Source organism: Fibrobacter succinogenes subsp. succinogenes S85 (genome assembly GCF_000146505.1).
Classification (GTDB): Bacteria; Fibrobacterota; Fibrobacteria; order Fibrobacterales; family Fibrobacteraceae; genus Fibrobacter; species Fibrobacter succinogenes.
This window is the reverse complement of the sequence record NC_017448.1, coordinates 1,181,629-1,201,805: the sequence shown is the minus strand read 5'-3', so window position 1 is coordinate 1,201,805 and position 20,177 is coordinate 1,181,629. Positions and strand designations below refer to the sequence as shown.

At 48.3% G+C, this 20,177-nt stretch carries 18 protein-coding genes and 1 other RNA gene; 12 read left to right on the top strand and 7 right to left on the bottom strand.

Annotation, left to right across the window (positions count from 1 at the left end):
- The first annotated feature begins 55 nt into the window (after window positions 1–55).
- Window positions 56–700 carry an ABC transporter permease gene (locus tag FSU_RS05100; protein ID WP_014545420.1) on the top strand — a complete coding sequence of 215 codons (645 nt, stop codon included), beginning with the start codon at window positions 56–58 and terminating at the stop codon, window positions 698–700.
- Window positions 701–728: 28 nt separating this feature from the next.
- On the top strand, window positions 729–1,328 hold the full coding sequence (locus tag FSU_RS05095; protein ID WP_014545419.1) for a hypothetical protein: 600 nt from the start codon (window positions 729–731) through the stop codon (window positions 1,326–1,328).
- A 37-nt stretch (window positions 1,329–1,365) separates the two neighbouring features.
- Here FSU_RS05095 and rnpB read toward each other — a convergent pair.
- Window positions 1,366–1,736: RNase P RNA component class A (gene rnpB, locus FSU_RS16025), an RNA gene on the bottom strand.
- A 125-nt stretch (window positions 1,737–1,861) separates the two neighbouring features.
- On the opposite strand from rnpB, the gene FSU_RS05085 reads away from it, so the two are divergent.
- Window positions 1,862–3,658, top strand: a complete 1,797-nt coding sequence (locus FSU_RS05085) for a BamA/TamA family outer membrane protein (RefSeq protein ID WP_155808696.1) — start codon at window positions 1,862–1,864, stop codon at window positions 3,656–3,658.
- A gap of 32 nt (window positions 3,659–3,690) precedes the next feature.
- Window positions 3,691–4,047, top strand: coding sequence for a hypothetical protein (locus tag FSU_RS05080; RefSeq protein WP_015731769.1), 357 nt, complete (start codon window positions 3,691–3,693; stop codon window positions 4,045–4,047).
- 3 nt (window positions 4,048–4,050) lie between these two features.
- On the opposite strand, the gene FSU_RS05075 is transcribed toward FSU_RS05080, so the two are convergent.
- Both FSU_RS05075 and FSU_RS05070 read right to left on the bottom strand, forming a co-directional pair.
- A complete protein-coding gene (locus FSU_RS05075) occupies window positions 4,051–6,144 on the bottom strand; it encodes an ATP-dependent DNA helicase RecG (RefSeq protein ID WP_014545416.1) in 2,094 nt (697 codons plus the stop codon).
- Complete coding sequence (locus FSU_RS05070) at window positions 6,145–7,161, bottom strand: MlaD family protein (protein WP_014545415.1); 1,017 nt, start codon at window positions 7,159–7,161, stop codon at window positions 6,145–6,147.
- A 184-nt stretch (window positions 7,162–7,345) separates the two neighbouring features.
- Here FSU_RS05070 and FSU_RS05065 point away from each other — a divergent pair, with 184 nt between their 5' ends.
- Window positions 7,346–8,614, top strand: coding sequence for an argininosuccinate synthase (locus FSU_RS05065; protein ID WP_014545414.1), 1,269 nt, complete (start codon window positions 7,346–7,348; stop codon window positions 8,612–8,614).
- Between the two features lie 107 nt (window positions 8,615–8,721).
- Entirely contained in the window at window positions 8,722–9,426 is a 705-nt protein-coding gene (locus tag FSU_RS05060) for a fibrobacter succinogenes major paralogous domain-containing protein (RefSeq protein ID WP_015731768.1), read from the top strand.
- Window positions 9,427–9,499: 73 nt separating this feature from the next.
- Here FSU_RS05060 and FSU_RS05055 read toward each other — a convergent pair whose 3' ends face one another.
- Window positions 9,500–10,018: a hypothetical protein gene (locus tag FSU_RS05055; RefSeq protein ID WP_014545412.1), complete on the bottom strand. Its 519-nt coding sequence runs from the start codon at window positions 10,016–10,018 to the stop codon at window positions 9,500–9,502.
- 117 nt (window positions 10,019–10,135) lie between these two features.
- Here FSU_RS05055 and FSU_RS05050 point away from each other — a divergent pair, with 117 nt between their 5' ends.
- The 6 genes from FSU_RS05050 (at window position 10,136) to FSU_RS05025 (ending at window position 17,387) form a co-directional block, all read left to right on the top strand.
- On the top strand, window positions 10,136–11,008 hold the full coding sequence (locus tag FSU_RS05050) for a DUF3078 domain-containing protein (RefSeq protein WP_015731767.1): 873 nt from the start codon (window positions 10,136–10,138) through the stop codon (window positions 11,006–11,008).
- 86 nt (window positions 11,009–11,094) lie between these two features.
- Window positions 11,095–11,709, top strand: a complete 615-nt coding sequence (gene hisH / locus FSU_RS05045) for an imidazole glycerol phosphate synthase subunit HisH (RefSeq protein WP_014545410.1) — start codon at window positions 11,095–11,097, stop codon at window positions 11,707–11,709.
- Window positions 11,710–11,797: 88 nt separating this feature from the next.
- A complete protein-coding gene (locus FSU_RS05040; RefSeq protein ID WP_014545409.1) occupies window positions 11,798–12,676 on the top strand; it encodes a TIGR02147 family protein in 879 nt (292 codons plus the stop codon).
- A complete protein-coding gene (locus tag FSU_RS05035) occupies window positions 12,657–13,997 on the top strand; it encodes a hypothetical protein (protein ID WP_014545408.1) in 1,341 nt (446 codons plus the stop codon). The genes FSU_RS05040 and FSU_RS05035 overlap by 20 nt, the downstream gene beginning before the upstream one ends.
- A 146-nt stretch (window positions 13,998–14,143) precedes the next feature.
- Window positions 14,144–15,679, top strand: coding sequence for a hypothetical protein (locus FSU_RS05030; RefSeq protein WP_014545407.1), 1,536 nt, complete (start codon window positions 14,144–14,146; stop codon window positions 15,677–15,679).
- Between the two features lie 31 nt (window positions 15,680–15,710).
- Complete coding sequence (locus FSU_RS05025) at window positions 15,711–17,387, top strand: hypothetical protein (RefSeq protein WP_014545406.1); 1,677 nt, start codon at window positions 15,711–15,713, stop codon at window positions 17,385–17,387.
- A 129-nt stretch (window positions 17,388–17,516) separates the two neighbouring features.
- Here FSU_RS05025 and rph read toward each other — a convergent pair whose 3' ends face one another.
- Genes rph through FSU_RS05010 form a run of 3 tightly spaced genes read right to left on the bottom strand, consistent with a single transcriptional unit; the run spans window position 17,517 to window position 19,965 of the window.
- Window positions 17,517–18,242: a ribonuclease PH gene (gene rph, locus FSU_RS05020; RefSeq protein ID WP_014545405.1), complete on the bottom strand. Its 726-nt coding sequence runs from the start codon at window positions 18,240–18,242 to the stop codon at window positions 17,517–17,519.
- A 44-nt stretch (window positions 18,243–18,286) separates the two neighbouring features.
- Window positions 18,287–19,159, bottom strand: a complete 873-nt coding sequence (locus tag FSU_RS05015; protein WP_015731766.1) for a prephenate dehydratase — start codon at window positions 19,157–19,159, stop codon at window positions 18,287–18,289.
- A gap of 17 nt (window positions 19,160–19,176) precedes the next feature.
- Window positions 19,177–19,965: a C40 family peptidase gene (locus FSU_RS05010; protein ID WP_244263722.1), complete on the bottom strand. Its 789-nt coding sequence runs from the start codon at window positions 19,963–19,965 to the stop codon at window positions 19,177–19,179.
- Window positions 19,966–20,177 lie beyond the last annotated feature (212 nt).

The window sequence follows — 20,177 nt, the reverse complement described above, 5'->3', positions numbered from 1 at the left end:
TGACTGAAATTGCTGCTGTGAGAGTTCTTTTTTTGCTAAGTTCTAGGTTAGATATATGCTCCATGTTTTTAAACACGAACTTCGTTTGATCTTTAGGGATCCGCGTTTTTGGATTCCGTTTATCATCCCGCCGGTGATTCTTGCGGCGAGCCAGGCGATTGCTGTGTCGCGTTACGGTGGAGAGATTATGCAGGGCATGGAAAGCTACATGATGCTGTTGCTCGGTTGCTTGATGGCCCCGATGGGCGCTCCCTTGGCGGGTGATTCTTTTGCGGGCGAGCGTGAACGCAATTCGCTGGAACTTTTGCAGCTTTCTCCGATTGCGCCTGCGAAGCTCTTTTGGGGCAAGCTATTTGCGATTCTCCCGTTTCCGGTTGTGTTTGCTCTTTTGGCTCAGCTCGGCTACTGGTTTTCTCATTCTGAAATTACGGCGATGGCGGCGATCGCTTCAATGCTTGGAGCACTTTCGGCGGTGCTTTTGACGACCGCGTTTTCGCTGATGGTATCGCTTCGCGTTAAGACTGTCCGTGCAGCGACGCACATTACATTGTTCTTTATCATTCCTCTTCTTTTGCTTGTGCAACTTGGCCATGAAGTTTTTTTGAGTGGCTTGTTTATTCCGCTTGTAATTTTGGCTTTATCTGTACTCGTGAGCATAGCAGTCACTTTTGCGGGTATGAAAAAATTTGTAAGTTTGTAAGAGAAATTTTTAAGAAAGGAGAAATGGAATGAAAAAGTTTTTGCTTGCTATGGGCTCAATTGCGCTTGCCTTTGCTTTGACGGCTTGCGATGACTCGGCTTCTAGCAATAGTGACGCTTCGTCTACGTCAAATAATCAGAATAATGCGGCTTCCTCAAATAATGGAACTGGCGCGAATACGTCAAACGCCAAGAAGGGTAGTTTCCCTGAGAATGGGGATCCCAATTTTTATTGTATTGTGACCCATGGTGAAGAACCAGATGGAAAAATATGGAGCGAAAAGAAGTTTAATATTCCGAACCGCCAAGGTCATGTTGAACGATTGACTTTTGATGCTGATGGTAACGGTACGCAGTATTACGAGGATTCCTACTACAATTTGAACAATCGCAATAAAGTGGCGATGTGCATGGAATTCAATGAAGCGGTTAAGGAAAAATCAAACAAGAAAAATTTTATTGAAACATATTGCGAAGGCCAGGTCTCTTACTTTATAATTGCTTTTGAGAATGCTCCATTGGATGAGCTTATCTCTAGAACGAATTCTTTTGCCGAAGATTGCAAGTGGGAAGAGAAAAATTGGGAAGATAGTCAAAATCGTCAAAAAGAAGACGACCTCTACGATTAAAAATGGTGAAGGCTTCCGTTTGTCGCGGAAGCCTTCATAGTAGAGTAGTTATAAGCCGGGTTCTGTACTTCTTGCGAAGCGATGACCATCTCTCTGGACGAATCGTTACCGACCGCCTCAAGCGACCTACCCGGATATCCAGCTGGCACGGGCCGCACCAGGTTCTTTCGAACGGAATCCTGCTTGGTCTTGCACCGGATGAGGTTTACCATGCCACTCCTGTCACCAGGAGCGCGGTGAGCTCTTACCTCGCCGTTTCACCCTTACCCGCATTGCTGCGGGCGGTCTATTCTCTGCTGCACTTTCTGTCGCGTTACCGCGCCTGGACGTTATCCAGCATCTTGCCCTGCGGTGCCCGGACTTTCCTCCAGCTTTGATTGCTCGCTGCCGGCGGCCATCCGCCACTCGTGGCGAAATGTAGAAAAAGCATCGTGAATGTGCAAGTATAGAAATAGACGATATCTCTCGTCTTTCATCTTTTTTCCTCTCGTCTAAAATTGTATATTCTTGCCGTGAAAAAATTAATATTTTGTTTGTTGAGTTTTGCGGCCGCATCCTTTGCCGATGTGGTTGATTCTAATGCCGTTTTCCGTGTGGACGAAATCCGCTACAATATTGGCGATGCCTTTGACGATTCCAAGGCGCATACGAAGTACGACCGGTGGGCGTATGACATTCTGAACTGGGTGCATATCGAAACCCGCGAATCGACGGTGAGTAAGCTTCTGCTTTTTGACAAAGGCGACCTCGTCAACTTGAACTTGCTTTTGGAATCGGAACGTTTTTTGCGCGATCAGAAATTCCTTTCTGACGCCAGTATTTCCGTTGCCGACGAAGAAGGCAAAAAAGTCGTGACGGTCCAGACGAGCGATAACTGGACTCTTACGATTCCTTTTGCTTTAGGTTTTTCGGGAAGTGAGTGGAGCTACGACAATCTCGTTTGGGGTATAGGTGTTCAAGAAAGCAATTTCCTTGGGCTTGGCCAAAAGCTCGGTTTTTACTTTGGACATGATCAATTCCGCGATATGTGGCAGTTGGAATATGGCGACCCGCATTTCCTTTTCCGCTACAACCATTTAGACCTTTTGTACAGCTACAATACGGATGGTTACTTGGCGAGCTGGAAAATGTACGTGCCGTTCCTCAGCCGTAGCGTGAACCAGTGGGCGTACACACTTGAGGGTTTGAAGAACAAGCGTAATGTCTTTTATTATGGTCGCGGCGAGCTCCCGTCGGGCGCAAAAATTTATGATTATACACAAAATAAGGCTTTCCTCAAACAATTAGAAATTGCCCGTAAGGATCTGGACAATAAGAAAAAGAGCGACCGCCAAATCGATTCGATTGCAACGGATAAATACCTCAATTCCTTATCTCGTTACAATGGGAAAAAATCTGTGAAGGTGATGGCCATTGAGGATTATATTACTGATTCCTTGAGCCTCCGATTCAGCCGCTCGTTTGGTGGAACGCAACGCAAAATCTACTTGGGCGCGACCTATGATTACTTGCGTGAAACTGCAAATGAAGGTCGAGTATTGCCTTATGCGTTCATGTATGGTGACGACGTGTATGCGGTGGATTCTGCAAGCGCTGTGAACGAATGGACTCAGGAACGCAAGGATTCCCGCCTTGGTTTTTATATCATGTACTCTAACTTGCGTTACGAAAAAATCAAGAATTTCCACAACGTCAGGTGGACTGAAGATATTGATAAGGGATTCTCCGTTAAGGCTCAGCTTTCTAAAAATTACGAACAACTTGGCTCCGACAATAACGACATCCGTTTGGACTTCTGGACGGACCTTTACCTTGGCCACTTAAATCATCATTTGACTTTGAAGTCGTATATGTATTTTTATTTGGACCATGGAAAGCGTCGTGATTTTTATGGCCGTTTAAATGGCGAGTACATTTTCCACCCGAGTATGCGTTTTTCTACGGCTTTGTCGGGACTTGTGGATTTGTATGATGACGCTAAACTAGGCTACCAGTTGACGCTTGGCGATTCTGATGGTTTCGGATTCCCGACCGGTTTTTACGCCGGGCAAGCTCGCATTTATGGCAATTTGGAACAGCGCTGGTTCCCTGATTTTGAAATTTTGACATTAGCGCCTGTTGTAGTCGCTTTTGGTAGTGTCGGCGAAACGGCCCCGACGATCAAGGATATTAGGCGTAAGGATTTGATTTATGTGGCTGGCTTTGGCATCCGTTTGGCTCAGACAAAGTCTATCACTCGCTTGATCAACAAGATTGACGTGAGTTTCCCGCTGAACGGTGTACTTAAAGGCAAACCCCATTACTCTGTGACGACATCGTATTCCTTGTAAATTAGAAGACAAACTTTTAAGGGTTGTTAAACATGGCGACGGATGAAGAAAAAAATCAAGACGTGACGGCTCGCGAAAATCGCCGGAGAAGGGCTCGCGAGGCTAAACGCATCTTTTTGCGTGTCGAAATTATCATCGGCATTATCGCCATGATTGCGGGCTCGTGGCTCACGATTCTCGTTTGGAACGAAGGCTATTTTGTAGGTGCCTTTATGCTTGTGATGACGGGCGGTATCAATGTGTTTTTGGCCGCAAAGGAACTCGTCAATCCGACGGACCATATCTTCCATTGGCAGGCGATTTTCTTCTTGATTGTGCGCCGCGCCATGTTCTTCTTGAACGTCGTCTTGATTGCGCTTGTTGTCGGGACAATGACGCGTTTGCTCTAATTTTTAATGGACGCCGTCCTCGTTTGCCGAGGGCTTCTCGTTATACCAAGTCTGGATTTTTTCTTTGGCGGTTTCGTTAAATGCGGAACCGTCTTTTAATATATGCTCTGCGCGTTCAAGCGTTTGTGAAATGAGTTCCTGGTCGTGAATCCAGTCAAACCAGCGGAATACCCAGGCTCCGCTTTGCTCGTTGCCTTCGAGGTTTCCGGCGCCGCGTGTTTTCAGGTCAAGTTCTGCAATTTCAAAGCCGTCTTCGGTGGCGGCAAATTGCGAGAGGCGTTCCATGCTTGTTTCGGCGGCTTCGCCTTCAGGCGTCATCAAGAAGCACCAGGCTTCTTGATTGCCACGGCCTACGCGGCCGCGCAGCTGGTGGAGCTGCGCCAGACCGAATCGGTCTGGCTGGTCGATGACCATGAGATTTGCGGCAGGGACGTTCACGCCGACTTCGATAACGGTTGTAGCAACTAGAATCTGGATTTCGCCGGCGGCAAAGCGCTTGATAATTTCGTCTCTTTGCGTGTCGTCCATTTGGCCGTGGACGCCTGCGACTTTGAGCTTTGCGATGTTTGCATCAGTGTGGCCGAAGGCGGCGATAAAGGAACGCATTTCGTTCACGATGTCATCGACACTGCGGGCGCTACTCTCGTCGGCATTGTCTGAACCATCGGCGTTTACGCGGCTTGCAATCCAGTAGCAGAGATTTCCGCCGGCGGCTTCCTTGCAAATAAACTGCTTCATCGATTCGCGCTTCGCGGCGTTCACGAGGCGCGTCTTGATGGGCTTGCGTCCTGCCGGCTTTTCCTTGATGCTGATGACTTTCAAATCGCCATATAGCGTCATCGCGAGGCTTCGCGGAATCGGCGTAGCGCTCATGACGAGCATGTCGGGGTAGTCGCCTTTGGCGAGCAGCGCTTCGCGCTGGCTCACGCCGAAACGGTGCTGTTCGTCGATAATCACGAGCCCGAGCTTTGCAAAGAAAACGTCCTTGCTAAAGAGTGCATGCGTTCCGATGACAACGTTGCAGAGCCCCATCTGGAGTTCCCCGAGAATCACTTTCTTTTCGGCGGCGGGAGTTGCTCCAACAAGCAGATGCACGCGGATGCCTGCCGCATCAAAGAACGGCTTGAGCGACTTGAAATGCTGGCGGGCGAGAATGTCTGTCGGGACCATCAACGCGCACTGTTCGCCTGCTCCGCAGACGGCCATAATGGCGAGCATGGCGACTACGGTCTTTCCGCAGCCCACGTCGCCTTGCAACAGTGCGTGGAACTGCTTTTTGCCATTGAGACCGTCAATGATTGTGTTCAGCGCCGCGTCCTGACCTGCGGTCAGTTGGAACGGGAGGCGCGCTTTCGCTGCCATCACGTTCCCCAAATCAATCTGGCGTTCATGCCCGCGAATCTTTTGATTTTCGCGGCGCTTCACCATACGCAGGCAAAACGGCAAAAGCTCCAAAATCTTGAGCTCGCGCTTCGCCTTGTAAATGGAATCAAAATCTTTCGGCATGTGGAGCGTACGGAGATTGTCCATCACAGGTGCAAAGTGCAAATAGTCCGTGAGTTCGCGTGGGCAAGCGTTCGGGAGCGTGAGTCCTGGAAAATTGAAAATCGTCTTGTACAAATTGCGGAAAAACCGCTGTTCCATTTTGGCTTCACGGCAAACTTCGCTAATCGGGTAGACGGGGAGAATTTGTCCGTTAAATGCTTCGCCTTCGTCGAACGGCTGCATGTCCGGATGCACCAATTGCAGCCCGCGGTATGAACCGACCGTACCCGAAACAAGCCAACGTGTTCCCGGCTTCACGCGGTTTGCGATGAATCGTGTGCCGCGGAAAAATAAAAGCGAAATTTCGGCGGTGCCATCCGTGAGGACTGCCATAAAGCGCGACATGCGCCCTTTGACAATCCCTGCTCTTGTGATAATTCCAATCACGACCGCGCGGTCGCCATCGTGCAGTTCCGCAATCTTTGAAACCTTGGTCTGGTCGAGGTAAGTGCGCGGAATGTTGTATAAAAGATCGGCTATGGTACTTAAGCCGGACTTGTTCAGCTTTTCAAGTCTCTTGGGACCAAGTCCGGGCAGGCTTGATAAATCCATTTACTTGCCTGCTTTCTTTTGTTCTTGTTGAGCCTTGGCTTCTTCCAATCGCTTGCGAGCTTTGTCGCGGGCGTTGTCGCCAACGATGTTCATGTTCTTCCAGGTAATCAGCTTGATCGGATTGCCGTCTTTATCCTTGAATCCAAAATTCTTCGTGTCGATGGTTTGCACGGCCTTGTTGAGGCTTGCAATAATTTCGTTGATGTTTTCGACAAGTTCCTTGGATTGCAAAAGCGTTTGGGAATCAATGCCCTTTTCAATGCTCGTGAGAACTTCGTTTGTCTTTTTTGCATTTTCTGTAAGCGTGATGACGACGGAGTCCACAAGAGAAAGTTTTTCGTTGGCAGAAGCTGTGACAGTCTTGATTGCCGAGTCGGCTTGAAGGGCGGTCTTGGAAATGGCTTTGGTCGAAGAATTCATTTGCTTGAAAAGCTTGTTCATCTTGGGGCCGAGTTTGCTGACTGTTTTTTCGGTATGCGCGAAAATATCTTCAATGGAATGCATCGCTTCTTCGTAGATTTCCGGAGCGGACTTGTGCGAAGAGTCTCCCTGCGCAAGCAGCAGAATTGTCTTTCGCACAGCTTCAAGCTGCTCGTTTACGTTTTCAACGAGTCGGAGTGTTTCTGCAATGCCCGGTTCAAAATGCCCTTGGAACACGTGGTTTTCTGGCATGAGAGTTCCCGTCTTTGACGGGATGATTTCGAGACGGCGTTGCCCCATGAGCGCGTAGTTTACATTGTTGAATTGCGTACCTTCGCGGAGCTTGAGCGGTTCGGTGAAATGAATCTTCACACGGGAGCGGTCCTTAAGCCAGGTGACGCTTCCAATAGTGCCGACTCGGTAGCCATGCAACACCACGGGATCTTCGGGCTGCAATGAACCCAGTTCCTTGAAATCGACGATTGCTGTCTGGTGTACGTTTTGGTGGGCCGCCCACATGCCAAAAGAAATGCCTGCAAAGATACCTGCAAAAACAATGAGAGAAATGTAGCCAAGCGCTCTGTCCGAAAGTTTCATGTTTTTGAAAATAGAAAAAATGTATTGCGCTTTAGGTTTTAAGTTCTGAGTTCTACCAACTATATAGACTATTAGCTACCTACAAATAACTAGTAACTAATGACTATTAACTAGTAACTAACAACTAATAACTTTTTTTACTACATTTATTCCGTCTAAAAAATTTTCCATAAGGACATTCAAAATGGCTAAAACAGAATCCAAGAAGAAAGTCGTCCTCGCTTACAGCGGTGGACTTGACACCTCCATCATCATTCCTTGGCTCAAGGAAACCTACGACGTCGAAGTGATTGCATTCGCAGCCGACCTCGGCCAGAATGACTTCCCGAACGCAAAGGCTCTCGAAGAAAAGGCTCTCAAGACCGGTGCTTCCAAGTGCTACGTTCTCGACCTCAAGAAGGAATTCCTTGAAGAATACGTTTGGCCGACCGTTCGCGCCGGTGCAAAGTACGAAGGCACTTACCTCCTCGGTACGTCTTTCGCTCGTCCACTCATCGCTAAGTACCAGGTCAAGATCGCCGAAAAGGAAGGCGCTTACGCTGTTGCTCACGGTGCTACCGGTAAGGGTAACGACCAGGTTCGTTTCGAACTCACCTACGCAGCTCTCAACCCGAAGCTTGAAGTCATCGCTCCGTGGAAGGACCCGCGTTGGACATTCCACAGCCGCGAAGACGCTATCGACTACGCTGCTGCACACAAGATTCCGCTCAACGGCATCAGCAAGAAGAAGATCTACTCCGAAGACGGCAACCTCTGGCACCTTTCTCACGAAGGTGGCGTCTTGGAATTCCCGGAACAGGAACACAAGTACGAATTCCTCAAGCACACCAACACGTATGAAAAGGCTCCGAACAAGGCCGATCACGTGACGATCTCCTTTGAAAAGGGCAATCCGGTCGCTATCAACGGCAAGAAGATGGGCGCTGTTGAACTTCTCGAATTCTTGAACGAAATCGGTGGCAAGAACGCTTGCGGTCTTTTGGACATCGTTGAAAACCGCCTTGTCGGCCTCAAGAGCCGCGGTGTTTATGAAACTCCGGGTGGCACGCTCCTTTACAAGGCTCACGAATGCTTGCAGCAGCTCGTGCTTGACAAGGAAACTTTGTTCGAAGCTCAGAAGATGTCTATGACATACGCAAACCTTGTCTACAATGGCCAGTGGTTCACTCCGCTCCGCCAGGCTATGGACGCCTTCTTCAATGAAGTGAACAAGGTTGTGACGGGTGAAGTTACCCTCAAGCTTTACAAGGGCAACATCATCCCGGCTGGCATCAAGAGCCCGTACAGCTTGTACGACATGGGCCTCGGTGGATTCACGGACGTTGACATGTACGACCAGAAGGACGCTACGGGCTTCATCCGTTGCTACGGCCTCCCGCTCAAGACTCGCGCTCTCTTGCTCGGCAAGAAGACGAACGTCGACTTCGGTGGCGTTCCGAGCCTCAAGAAGTAATTTTCTTGACAATGTCACCCCGGCTTAAGGTCGCTGAGCGTGCCGAAGCGCCGGGGTCGCCTTTTTCCCGACTCATCCGAGCCGGGATTTTTTATATATTCTGTTGTATGAAAAAATTTGTTCTTTGTGCTTCTCTTTGGATTGGACTTTTCCTTGCCGCCTGCGGCGATGATAGTTCTGTAACCAGCCCTTCGGGGAAGGAGTCTTTATCGACTTTGACGGACTCCCGCGACGGTCAAACCTATAAGACTGTCGTTATCGGAAAACAGACGTGGATGGCTCAGAACTTGAACATTGAAACGGAAAAATCATTCTGTTTCAATGACGATTCCTCCAACTGCACCAAGTACGGTCGCCTGTACACATGGGCTGCGGCGATGGACAGCGCAGGCGAGTGGAGTTCGAACGGCAAGGGGTGCGGCTATAAATCGGAATGTTCGGCGATGTCCCCGGTGCGTGGTGTTTGTCCGAATGGCTGGCACTTGCCGACAAAAGCGGAGTTTGAAACATTGTTCTCTGCTGTTGGCGGCGACTCTGTTGCGGGCAAGATGCTTAAATCAACAAGTGGCTGGAACTTTGCCAAAGCTAGCGGCAACGGCTCGGATGATTACGCGTTCTCGGCTTTGCCTGTCGGCTACAGGGATGGTGGGGGTGATTATACCTATGTGGGCAACGAAGCAACTTTTTGGATCTCTACAGAGAAGAGTGACGAGTATGCGTATGCCATGCGCTTGATCTATAGGAATGACAATGCGGATGTGGACTATCGTCCCAAGTTCATGGCTTTTTCAGTTCGTTGCGTCAAAGACTAAACGATTGATAAATAATTGCTTGTGATAAATTAATGTAGAGACATTTCGGACATCTCAGAATTCTCTCGTCTAATCAGAACCTATATGCATACCCGACTTGCCAGAGAACTGTCGGTTCATCGTGTTTCATAAAGCAGTGTACCGGAATTGCGATGTAGGTAAATATCCCGTAGATGCTTGCTCGTATTTCGGGAGAAATGTCAAGCGCTTCCTTATAGTTGTACGAGCGCACCATGCGCTCTCCGTTAGCCCTGTTCAATGCCTTGAGATATCCGTTGGGCGCCTTGGCAAACGCGTATCCGCTCCCAATTCCAAGGTCTAGCGTAAACGGCAGTTCGCGGAAAAATTCCCAGGCAAAACCGCCACGGAACCCGACCCAGAAATCGTCGGTGCCAAAGTACATGCCGCCACCCATCGCTCTGAAAAAGATGTTCTTGTAGCCGACCCCCGCATTCAGCATGATCGGGGTAGGGCGCCCAGCCGAAATACCCGCCTCAAACGTCCATGGCGATTTCTCGGGAGAATCCTTGGCTAGTACGTTCCCGGTGCAAAAAATCAAGAAAAATATTGTGACGAGGCGCTTAAGTAACATGTTTGTAATAATAGTAATCGAAAATCGGGGCTGTTCCGTTTTTCGCTTAAAAAAATGTTATCTTTAAGCCAAACAAAAAGGTCTATGGGAAAGAAGGACCATAAACAAGGAAGTAATATGAAAAAGTCATTATTCGCAATCGCTTGCGCCACACTTATTTCTGCATCGACGGCATTTGCCGATGGGGGCATGTTCGAAGCTTGGCTTCCTGAAAACATGACTGCTGATGTGGTCGCTGCCGTTAAGTTCACCCGTATGCAGTTCAGCAACTGGAAGTTCGAAGACGGTACGTCTTCCTACACATGGCTCTTCAGCTATGATGCTGACCTCAAGAATCACTGGAGCGTTGTGGATTGGCGCAACAAGCTGAACCTTGCTCTTGGTTACACCTGGATTGACGGTGTCGGTAAGCGCAAGTCTTCCGATAAGATTTTCTACGAAACCATGGCTGACTTTAATGCTTCTGAAAAGATTAAGCCGTATATCGGTGCTCGCTTCGAATCCCAGTTTACTAGAGGTTATGACTATAGCGAAGATGAAGATGGCAACGAAATCAAGACGACCGTCTCCCACTTCATGGCTCCGGGCTACGTGACTCAGATGGCTGGTATCGGCTACTTCCCGAACGACAACTTCTCTACGCGTCTTGCCTTTGCAAACCGCATGACCATCTCTTCGGACTATGCCTATGCTGACGACCCTGATACCAAGAAACTCGAAAAGTTCAAGGACGAACCGGGTCTTGAAAGCATTACCGAATTCAAGTATTCCTTCTCCGAAATCGTGACCTTCAAGAGCCGTTTGTGGGCTTTCGTGAACTTCAAGGGTGTTGACGAAATCGATGGCAAGTGGGAAAACCTCCTCGCTGTTTCGCTTTCTCCGCTGTTTGAATTCCAGGTCAGCTACGATATCGCTTACGACAAGGACTTGGACAAGGATTCTCAGCACAAGAACGTGATTCTTGTCGGTGTGACCTGGCGCTGGTTCTAATTTAGAATCAAATCCAAACTATTTAAGGGAACCGCTTCGGCGGTTCTTTTTTCTATCTTTGTACGTGCAAAATTAAAGAGGTTTCTATGGCTATTACTGTTGTGGATTACAATGCAGGCAACTTGACATCGGTGATGAATGCGCTCAAGTTTATTGGCGCTGATGCCAAGGTGAGCCGCGATCCCGATGAAATCGCAAAGGCGACACGCTTGATTTTTCCGGGCGTGGGTGCTGCTGCATCTGCCATGGAAACCTTGACTAAAACCGGAATCGGCGAGGCCATCAAGGCTGTGGTCAAGGCGGGGAACCCGGTGCTTGGCATCTGCATTGGCTGCCAGATTATTCTCGAAGAAAGCGAAGAAGACGGTGGCGTCAAGACGCTTGGACTCATTCCTGGGCGTGCGGTGCGTTTCAAGGATGAACCGGGCCTCAAGATCCCGCACATGGGCTGGAACCAGGTGAACTTCACGCGTGAACACCCGATCATGAAGGGTATCCGCAGCGGTTGCGATTTTTACTACGTACACTCCTACTATCCGCAGGTCCCGGCGGAATATTCCTTTGCCGAGACGACCTACGGCACGCAGACCTTTACGGGACTCTTGGGTAAGGATAACTTAATTGCAAGCCAGTTCCATCAGGAAAAGAGTGGCGAAGTCGGCCTTGCCATGCTCAAGAACTTCTGCGATTGGCAAATCTAGTTTCCTGTATCATAGAAAATGCCGATTTTGATTAAATTTCGGCAATTCTTGCAAATTTAAGCTAAAAACGTGTAAACGGTATCATGAAATGTTGCCGTTTAATACAAAATTATATATATTTATTGCGATGAAGTCGGTGACGGAATATCAGGACTATCGCGTTTATATGCAAGATTATTACGACGAACGTAAGCGAGTTTCGTCGTTTTCGTGGCGTGAATATGCGAAAGCCTCGGGCTTTACGTCTCCAACTTATTTGAAGTTGGTGTGTGAGGGTAAGACCCGCCTTTCTCCTCAAGGGGCAGAAAAGGTCGGAATGGCCATGAGCCTTGCTGGTTTTGAACTTGAATATTTCAAGACCATGGTGACTTATTGCCATGCCAAGACGGACCAGGAACGCAAAATAGCCTTTGAATCCATGATGGAGCTTGCTGCCAATAACAAGGTAAAACTTGTCGATGGCGATGCGTTCAAGTATTTTGAATCCTGGGTGCATCCGGTGGTGAGAGAGCTTGCGCCGATTATGCCGAAGGCGACTCCGGGCGATATTGCCAGGCGTTGCTGTCAATGCGTCTCTGCTGGTGAAATCCGCGATTCGCTTGATTTCATGGTACGCGTGGGGCTCTTAAAGAAAAACGGCGATACCTACGAGCAGGCGGACAAGCATTTGAAGGGTTCGTCTTCTGTGGTGTCCATGGCGCTTCGCTATATGCACCGCAAAATGGCCGTTTTCGCTGGGGAAGCGATTGACCGTTTTGATCCGGAGGAACGTAATTTTACGGGTCTTACGATGGGCATTTCCGATGAGGATTATGAACAAATTTTGCAGGAGCTTGATACCTGCAGAAAGAGGATTGCCCAGATTGCGTTGAATAGTCGCGGTACTGACCGCGTTTACCGATTGAATTTACAGCTGTTCCCTCTGACATGGGGAAAGGACAAGTGCGATGCTAAGGAACCTAATTAACATCTCTGCCTGTGCTTTTTTGCTGGGCATGGTCGCATGTTCCAAAGAAACTGCCGGGATTACGGAAGAAGGCAACCCGGTTGCCGACAACACACAGTACAAGTACGACCTGTGGAATGGCGCGAACGGTAGTGCTCGTGTCAATATGGGCGACGGCGTTACCGGTTACTGGTACGTTGAAAGCTCTCCTGTTCTTGGACGGTCCTCAATTACGTTCCCTGTGTCCGTGGAAGAAGACGATTCGCCGGATGCCATGGAATCCGTGGTCTCCTATTGCGGCGGTGTTTGCGGAACTGTTGAACTTGGAGAAGGTTCTGACGTTAGCGCAGGCGTGGGTATTGCACTTGTCGAAAAGGATACTGCTATAGATGTTTCCGGATGGGACGGCTTGTGCGTTTCCTATGAATCGGAACTCTCGATGAAGGGCCTGCTTGGCTATAAGGATGGCGATGCAGAAGCTTCAGCGGAAGACATGCCGTCTGTCAATTTTGAAAAGACGACAAAGGGTTCTGTCGCAGCACGTTGTGCGAAATGGGCTGAATTCCAGAATGGTTCCAGTGCTGAAGTGGCTAAAAAGGTGACTTCGCTGATATTCAAGTTCATGGGCAAGTCGAAGGAATCGGGATTCTTCAACATTAAAGGCGTTAGCTCCTATAAGCACGGTATTGTCAAGATTGATTCTTTGGAACAGGATTCCTGCCTCTGGAATGCAGCACCGAAGGATGATGGAGATTCTTTGATTACGGGCTATGACGGCCTGGAAGGCGGATCCTGGTATGAATTTAACGACCAGGAAGAAGGTGGCTTATCGTCGCTTGAATGGGATGTATTGCCGTCAAAGTACATGAGTGTTTCCGTCTGGGTAGCCGATGTCGTGAAGTCGAAGGGAGGCCTTTCTGCGACTGTAAACCTGCAAAAGAACAATAATGAAGAAGCCTTTGCAGGCATCGGTCTCCAGATTATTGGCTATGATGAAGAAAGCGAAGATTTCTACCCCAAGCCTAGAGATGTTAGCGCCTGGGGCGGTCTCTGCGTAACTTACATGTCGGAGATGGATGCGCGTCTTGTGCTTGTGGCTGACTCCGCTCATGAAGCTAGCGCTACCTTGCCGATGTCGACATCGCCTATTGAAAAATGCTTGACTTGGGAAGAAATGTCTGCTCAGGAAGTGGCAAAAAATGCGAGCCTTATTGAATTTGAATTGAGAAGTCTCGTGGATACGACTGCAGGGTTGAGCGTCATCGCTGTCGGAAAATATTCACCCACAGGAACTTGCAAAATAGATGTGTCTAAGGTTACCTTGTTCCCTGTAAATGAATAAAATATATTGGGAGCGAAGCTTCTAAATAAAAAGAATTGATGTAAGAAAACCCGTCGCGTTAGCGGCGGGCTTTGTATTCATAACTGGTAACTAAGTAAAAGAAATAATATATATTACAATTTATAGATAAAAGAAAGGAGTGTTGTATGTTTAGGAGAATCCTTGGGGGCGCGATTTCAGCCTTTTTACTTGGAATTGTCGCCTGTTCCGATGACAATCCTTCGATTCCGATTGCTGAGCCTATCGCAGAAGGGAGTAGCTCGTCTGTAGATGCTCTTTCGAGTGACGGTGTCGTAGTCGAGTCTTCTTCGAGTGGTGCGGTAAAGGCTCGCCGCTATAACTTGTGGGACCCTGCCGTAGATTACAAGGTCAAAACGGGTGACGATAGCACGGGCTTTTGGCGAACCTTTGGCGATACCTTGTTTGGTCAACAGGGTAAATCGAAGATTGTTTTCCCTGTCGAACTCGAAAAATCATCGACTCCTTTGGCCTCTGTTTTTAAACATTGTGATGGCTTATGCGGATCGCTTGAACCCGATACTTCAGTGTATAGACCTTGGGCTGGTTTTGAAATCCAACTAGCCAGGGACGGCGCTACGGCGGATGTTTCGTCTTGGGGTGGTATCTGTATCACGTATGAATCTGATTATTGGATGTATGTCCATTTGAAAGTTAATGTTGATGGAATTGATTCCAATAGTGAAATATGGCCGTTCATGGCATATCCTGAGGGCTTTCTAGAAAGAACGACGCATGGTGGTTCTGAACCCACACTTCGTAATTTGTATTGGATTGACGAGCCTAAAACTGTATGTGCAGAATGGAGCCGTTTTGATATAACTAAATGGAAATATTCCGAATATTCAATCAATCGCCAGGTTTATACGGGAGAAGAGGCCGCAAAGGAAATCCTGTCTATCATGTTTGAGGTTAAAAGCCAAGGTGATGACGATAAGAAAACTTTCAATATTAGGGGAATCAGTACTTATAAACCGGACGAATTTTCGTTTGATTGGGAATTTCCTAATGATGGGGTCAATGTAAATTTTCCTGATGATGATTCCTTGACTTGTCTGTGGAAAGGGGTTGACGGAACCCATGTGAAAACAGGCTATAATGACCGTGACAGGTACGCGGGCTGGTTGGAACATTTTGAGGCGTCTCCTGGTGACGCTTATGCTCATATTGAATTCCCGGTGGAGCTGTCAGGGGAGTTTGGATATGAAGTGTATGGTGGCCTTATTGAGGATTGTCTCGGTTTTTGTGGGACGATGGATTTTACTCTGGAAGGGGCTGAATACGCTGTTGGCGGGGTCTCGTTTAATATTGCGGGCTTTAATGATGGCGATTACGTTTTCGAAGATATTCAAGACTGGGGCGGTGTTTGCGTCACTTACTATTCCGAAAAGGATGCTTACTTGAACTTTGTTGTAAAAGATGTTCCTTACGAGAACTCTCCTAAGGTCGCTTTGCCAAAGTCCAGTGGGCTTGTCGAAAAGTGCTTTACTTGGAATGAAATTGCGCCAAATGACCCTGATATGGGGCGAGCTGTTGGTGCTATCCAGTTTGCTATAAAGGGTACTGAGGATCATGAACAATGTAGATTTAATTTGGCGGGTATAGGGAAATATTCCGTTAATGGCGCGTGCTCTTTTGAAACACCAGCCTTTTTTGAAAAATAGAATTTATAATTAAGTAATAAAGGAGTGCGTTGTGTTTAGGAGAATTTTAGATATTGCGGCGAGTGCCTTGCTGTTTGGCTTTGTTGCTTGCTCTGACGATAACCCGTCGGGTAGTTTTGATGTCCCGGCTTACGGCAATAGCAGTTCATCTGTTGAAACCGTTCCTGGTAGCAGTGATGGTGTTGGAATGTCATCGAGCGTCGTTGGGGGCGAGTCATCAAGTAGCGTGATTGTAAATTCCTCAAGTAGTGCCAAAACACCGAAGAATACAGCTGCCTGCTTGTGGCGGGGCTTTGATAAAAAGACATACGTGAATACGGGTTTTGTTAATGAGGATCTTGATAATTATGCCGGACTTTGGTATAATTTTGGCGATGATCCTGATGGCGGAACGTCAAGTGTTGTTTTTCCCGATGTCTGCGCGTTTGAAACTCCTGAGTATGAATGCATGGAAAACTTGCTTGAATATTATGGGGGATATAGTGGAGCGATTGTCTTGCAAAAAGGCATCTTAAATGAAGCTTTTGCGGGTGTCGGATTTAATGTCGCCGGGGTTGAAAATCCTGAAGAATATTATACGAAACATATCCAGCGGTATGGCGATATCAGTGACTGGGGCGGTGTTTGTGTGACGTATGCTGCCGACAGGGATATGTTCTTGTGGCTTGGCGCAGATTCAGTTACTTTCTATGAAGTCAAACTGGACAAATCTCTTGAATTTGTTGAAAAGTGCGTTCCTTGGAGTGAATTTGTCGGTGCAACAGCAAAAGCAACATCGACGGCTGCTGAGGCGGCTAAGCATGCCCATTCCATTAGAGTCGTAATGAAAAGTTCCGAGGAAACGAAAGGACATTTCAATATCGCTGCAATCGGTAAATTTGATGCGATGGGAGCGTGCGAAGTAGACGGTTTCGCGGAGGTTGTTTCTAAATTCAATGGAGGAGCTGAGGTCGGAACGATTATATTGCGTAGCTCAAGCAGCTCTGGCGTGAACGGGAGCAGTTCGTCTTTTACTCCTTCTCACGATTGTGTCTCGCCTGAGTCCGTTAGCGAAATGTGGTATGGTCCGAAGGCTGTCAATAATAATGATTATCATGTTGAGACCGGGCTAGACAACGGATCCGAAACTTCAGGATATTGGTTCAGCTTTGGCGACGATATGTCCGGTGTTGGTTCTGTAAAATTACCGCAACCGCTTGGGATTGAATATCCGACGGGCGATGAAATTTATGATTACTGTATGGGCGCTTGTGGTGAATTGCAATTTGCAAAAGAAGGTTATTTGGGTATAGGTTTCCATGTCGCTGGTGTTGTTGATCCGCTTGATGGTGATTTACCGGCTGCTAAGGCTAATATCTCAAGTTGGGGAGGCTTGTGCGTAACGTATGCTTCGGACTCTGACTTGGAAGTTGTTTTGGCTTATACTCAAGAAGGTGGATTTGGAAATCTTTCTAGAATGCCTAAGATGACATTGCCCAAGTCCATTAAGCTAAAGACGGTATGTGCCGATTGGGATAATTTTATGACGGTGTTTAGTGAAGTCAGTACGACATTTATGACATCGATTCTCTTTGCAGTCCAAGGTGAAGCGAATGCTAAGAGCCGAATTAATATAAGAGGGCTTGGCAAGTACTCCGAAAAAACGAATTTCTGTTCGACGGGCGAAGACCCGTTCGTCTCTGGGAAAAAGGGCCTAGTTATCAAATAATATGAAGCCCGTCGCAATCGCGGCGGGTGTTCACTGGACATTTGTCTTACTTTGTCACCCCGCACATTGTTGCGGGGTCGCCAACTGGGCAACGCCATGGCGGACTAGATCCGCCATCTTCTCTCTAAATTACGGCAGTTCACCGCCAATCAATTCCATCTGCTTCTTGTAGATTTCCTTGCAGGCGTTTTCGCCGAGATCGAGGAGCGTGTTGAGCATGGCGCGGTCAAAGCTGGCGTGTTCGCCCGTGCCTTGCACTTCGATGAAGTTCTTGGCATCTTGCATGACGACGTTCATATCAACGTCGGCGGCAGAGTCTTCGACATAGCAGAGGTCGCAAAGCGGATTGCCGTCAACGACGCCCACGGAAATTGCTGTAATGCCGTGTTTAAGAATTTGTTGCGTGATGCCGAGGCGTTCCTTGATTTTCTTCACTGCAATCGCGAGTGCGACAAAGCCACCGATAATGCTAGCCGTTCGCGTGCCGCCATCGGCTTCAATCACATCGCAGTCCACGACGATGGCGTTCTCGCCGAGTGCGGCGAGATCAGCTGCGCCGCGCAGCGAACGGCCCACCAAGCGCTGGATTTCCTGAGTGCGACCGCTCGCGCCCTTGCGCTCGCGTTCCACGCGCTTGCCCGTGCTTTGCGGGAGCAGGCTGTATTCAGCCGTGATCCAGCCCGTGCCGCGACCGGCAAGCCAGTCCGGAACTTTCGGGAGGAGCGTTGCGTTGCAGATGACGCGGGTGCGTCCCATTTCAATGAGTACGGAACCATCGGCGCTAGAGATAAAGCCCGTGGTCATCTTGAGATTGCGAAATTCTTCAGGTTTGCGGTCTGTGCGTGTGTAGGACATGGTGGTTAGTAAACAGTGGTTAGTGGTTAGCTTTGGTCTTTCGTCTAATAAGAAAGTTTCTCCGTTGTTCCTTCGCGGAAGCTTCCGAGGCGATAAATGAAGTCGGTGTACTGCTGCAATTCTTTGAGCGCTTCAACGACATTCGGGTCCTTCGGATTGCCTTCGAACGAAAGGTGGAAAATGTATTCCCACGGACGGTCCGGATGCGGGCGGCTCTCAATGCGCGTGAGGTTCAGCTTACGCTTGGCAAAGCAACCGAGCGCTTCGTACAAAGCGCCAGACTTGCTGGAATCGCTCAACATCAAAAGGAGCGTCGTCTTGATAGGCGGCTTGACGGTTTCGTTTGCCTTGAAGTCCGGCAGCTCAATTGCGGTCTTCTGGATGGCGTAAAAACGCGTGAAGTTTACGCCCGGCAAATTTTCGAGCCCTTGCTTTAAAATGTCAAGACCGTAGAACTTGGCAGCGTATGCGCTTGCGATTGCACCGATGTGCTTGTCGCCGCGCTTCGCGATTTCTTCGGCGCTGCCTGCGGTATCGTAAAATGCGGTGCTCTTGATGTTCGGGTGCTGTCCGAAAAAGCGGCTGCACTGGGCGAGTCCCTGCGGGTGGCTCAGGACTTCGGTAAGGTCTTCGAGCTTTGTGCCCGGCAATGCGCAGAGCGTATGTTCAATCTGCAACTTGACTTCGGCGACAATCGGATGGCGCCACTTGTAAAGCAAGTCGTAGTTGTCGTAAATGGAACCCGCGGTCGAGTTTTCTATAGGGATGGCGCCTCCGTCAACGACACCTGTTTCAATGCCCTGGAAAATTTGTTCGAACGTGTCCATCGGCACGACTTCGATATCGTTTCCGAACAGGTGGTAGGCGGCACTTTCGCTATAGGCCCCGCGACGGCCCTGGAATGCTATCTTTTTCATGTGGAAAAAGATAGTAATTACTTAAATCGTCTTGCGCCCTTGTATTTGGATGACCAATAGTTATCGTCCATGGAGGTAATCACTACGCCCTTACTCGTACTGGCGTGAATAAATCGGTTTCCCTTTAAGTAAATGCCGACGTGGCTGATTTTCCAGAAGTTCCCGAAAAACACGAGATCGCCTTCTTGCAATTTTGTACGCCTGATGGAATAGCCGCGCCCATCGTCATAAATATGTTGTGCGTTATGGTCCAGTGATATCCCGTAAAAGCCTTTATAAACTTGCATCACGTAGCCGGAGCAGTCTGTCTTCTTTTTGCTAGCCGCGCCATAAACGTATTTGGCACCAAGCCATTCCTTGGCGTACTTTTCAAGGTTTGTAGGCTTTGATGCTGGTTTCGCCTGTTTTGTAGTTTTTTTGGCGGTTTCAGTTTTTGCTGCGGTTGATGTCTTGGAAGCAGGTTCTTTTTTGACGGGATCTTTTTTTGTGGAATCAATTTTTACGATTGAGTCTTTCCGAACTACCGTCGAATCAGGCTTGCTTTGTGTTTTAGACAAGTGCGCCGTAGAGTCTTTTGTGTTTGCGCTTTTTTCAGCGGAGGAAGTAAGCGAGTCTGTGCTTGTTGTTGACGCAGTAGCAAGTCTTTCTTCTTGCACAAGTTCTTCTTGTGGGTCTACTGCAGTGGTATCGATGGGCTCTGGAGCCGTAGTGGCTACTCTGTATCGCTTGTAGGTACCGCTCTTTCTGTCGTATCCTGGGCGTACGGGAAAAGCGCAGTTGGCAAGTAACACCAAACTGCATACCACTAGAATTCTCGTAATGAGGCGTTTTTTGAAAGCCATCGATGGAAATTTAATTAATTACACCTTTCAAGAACAGATTTTAAAGGTGTTTTGACGGAATGTGTAATAAATATCATAGTCTAGGATAGCATTTGTGCGCGCGTTCCCTTCAATAATCTGGTATTTATTGTTATAGTTATATCTTATAGCTACCCATGATAAAATAGTATATCTCT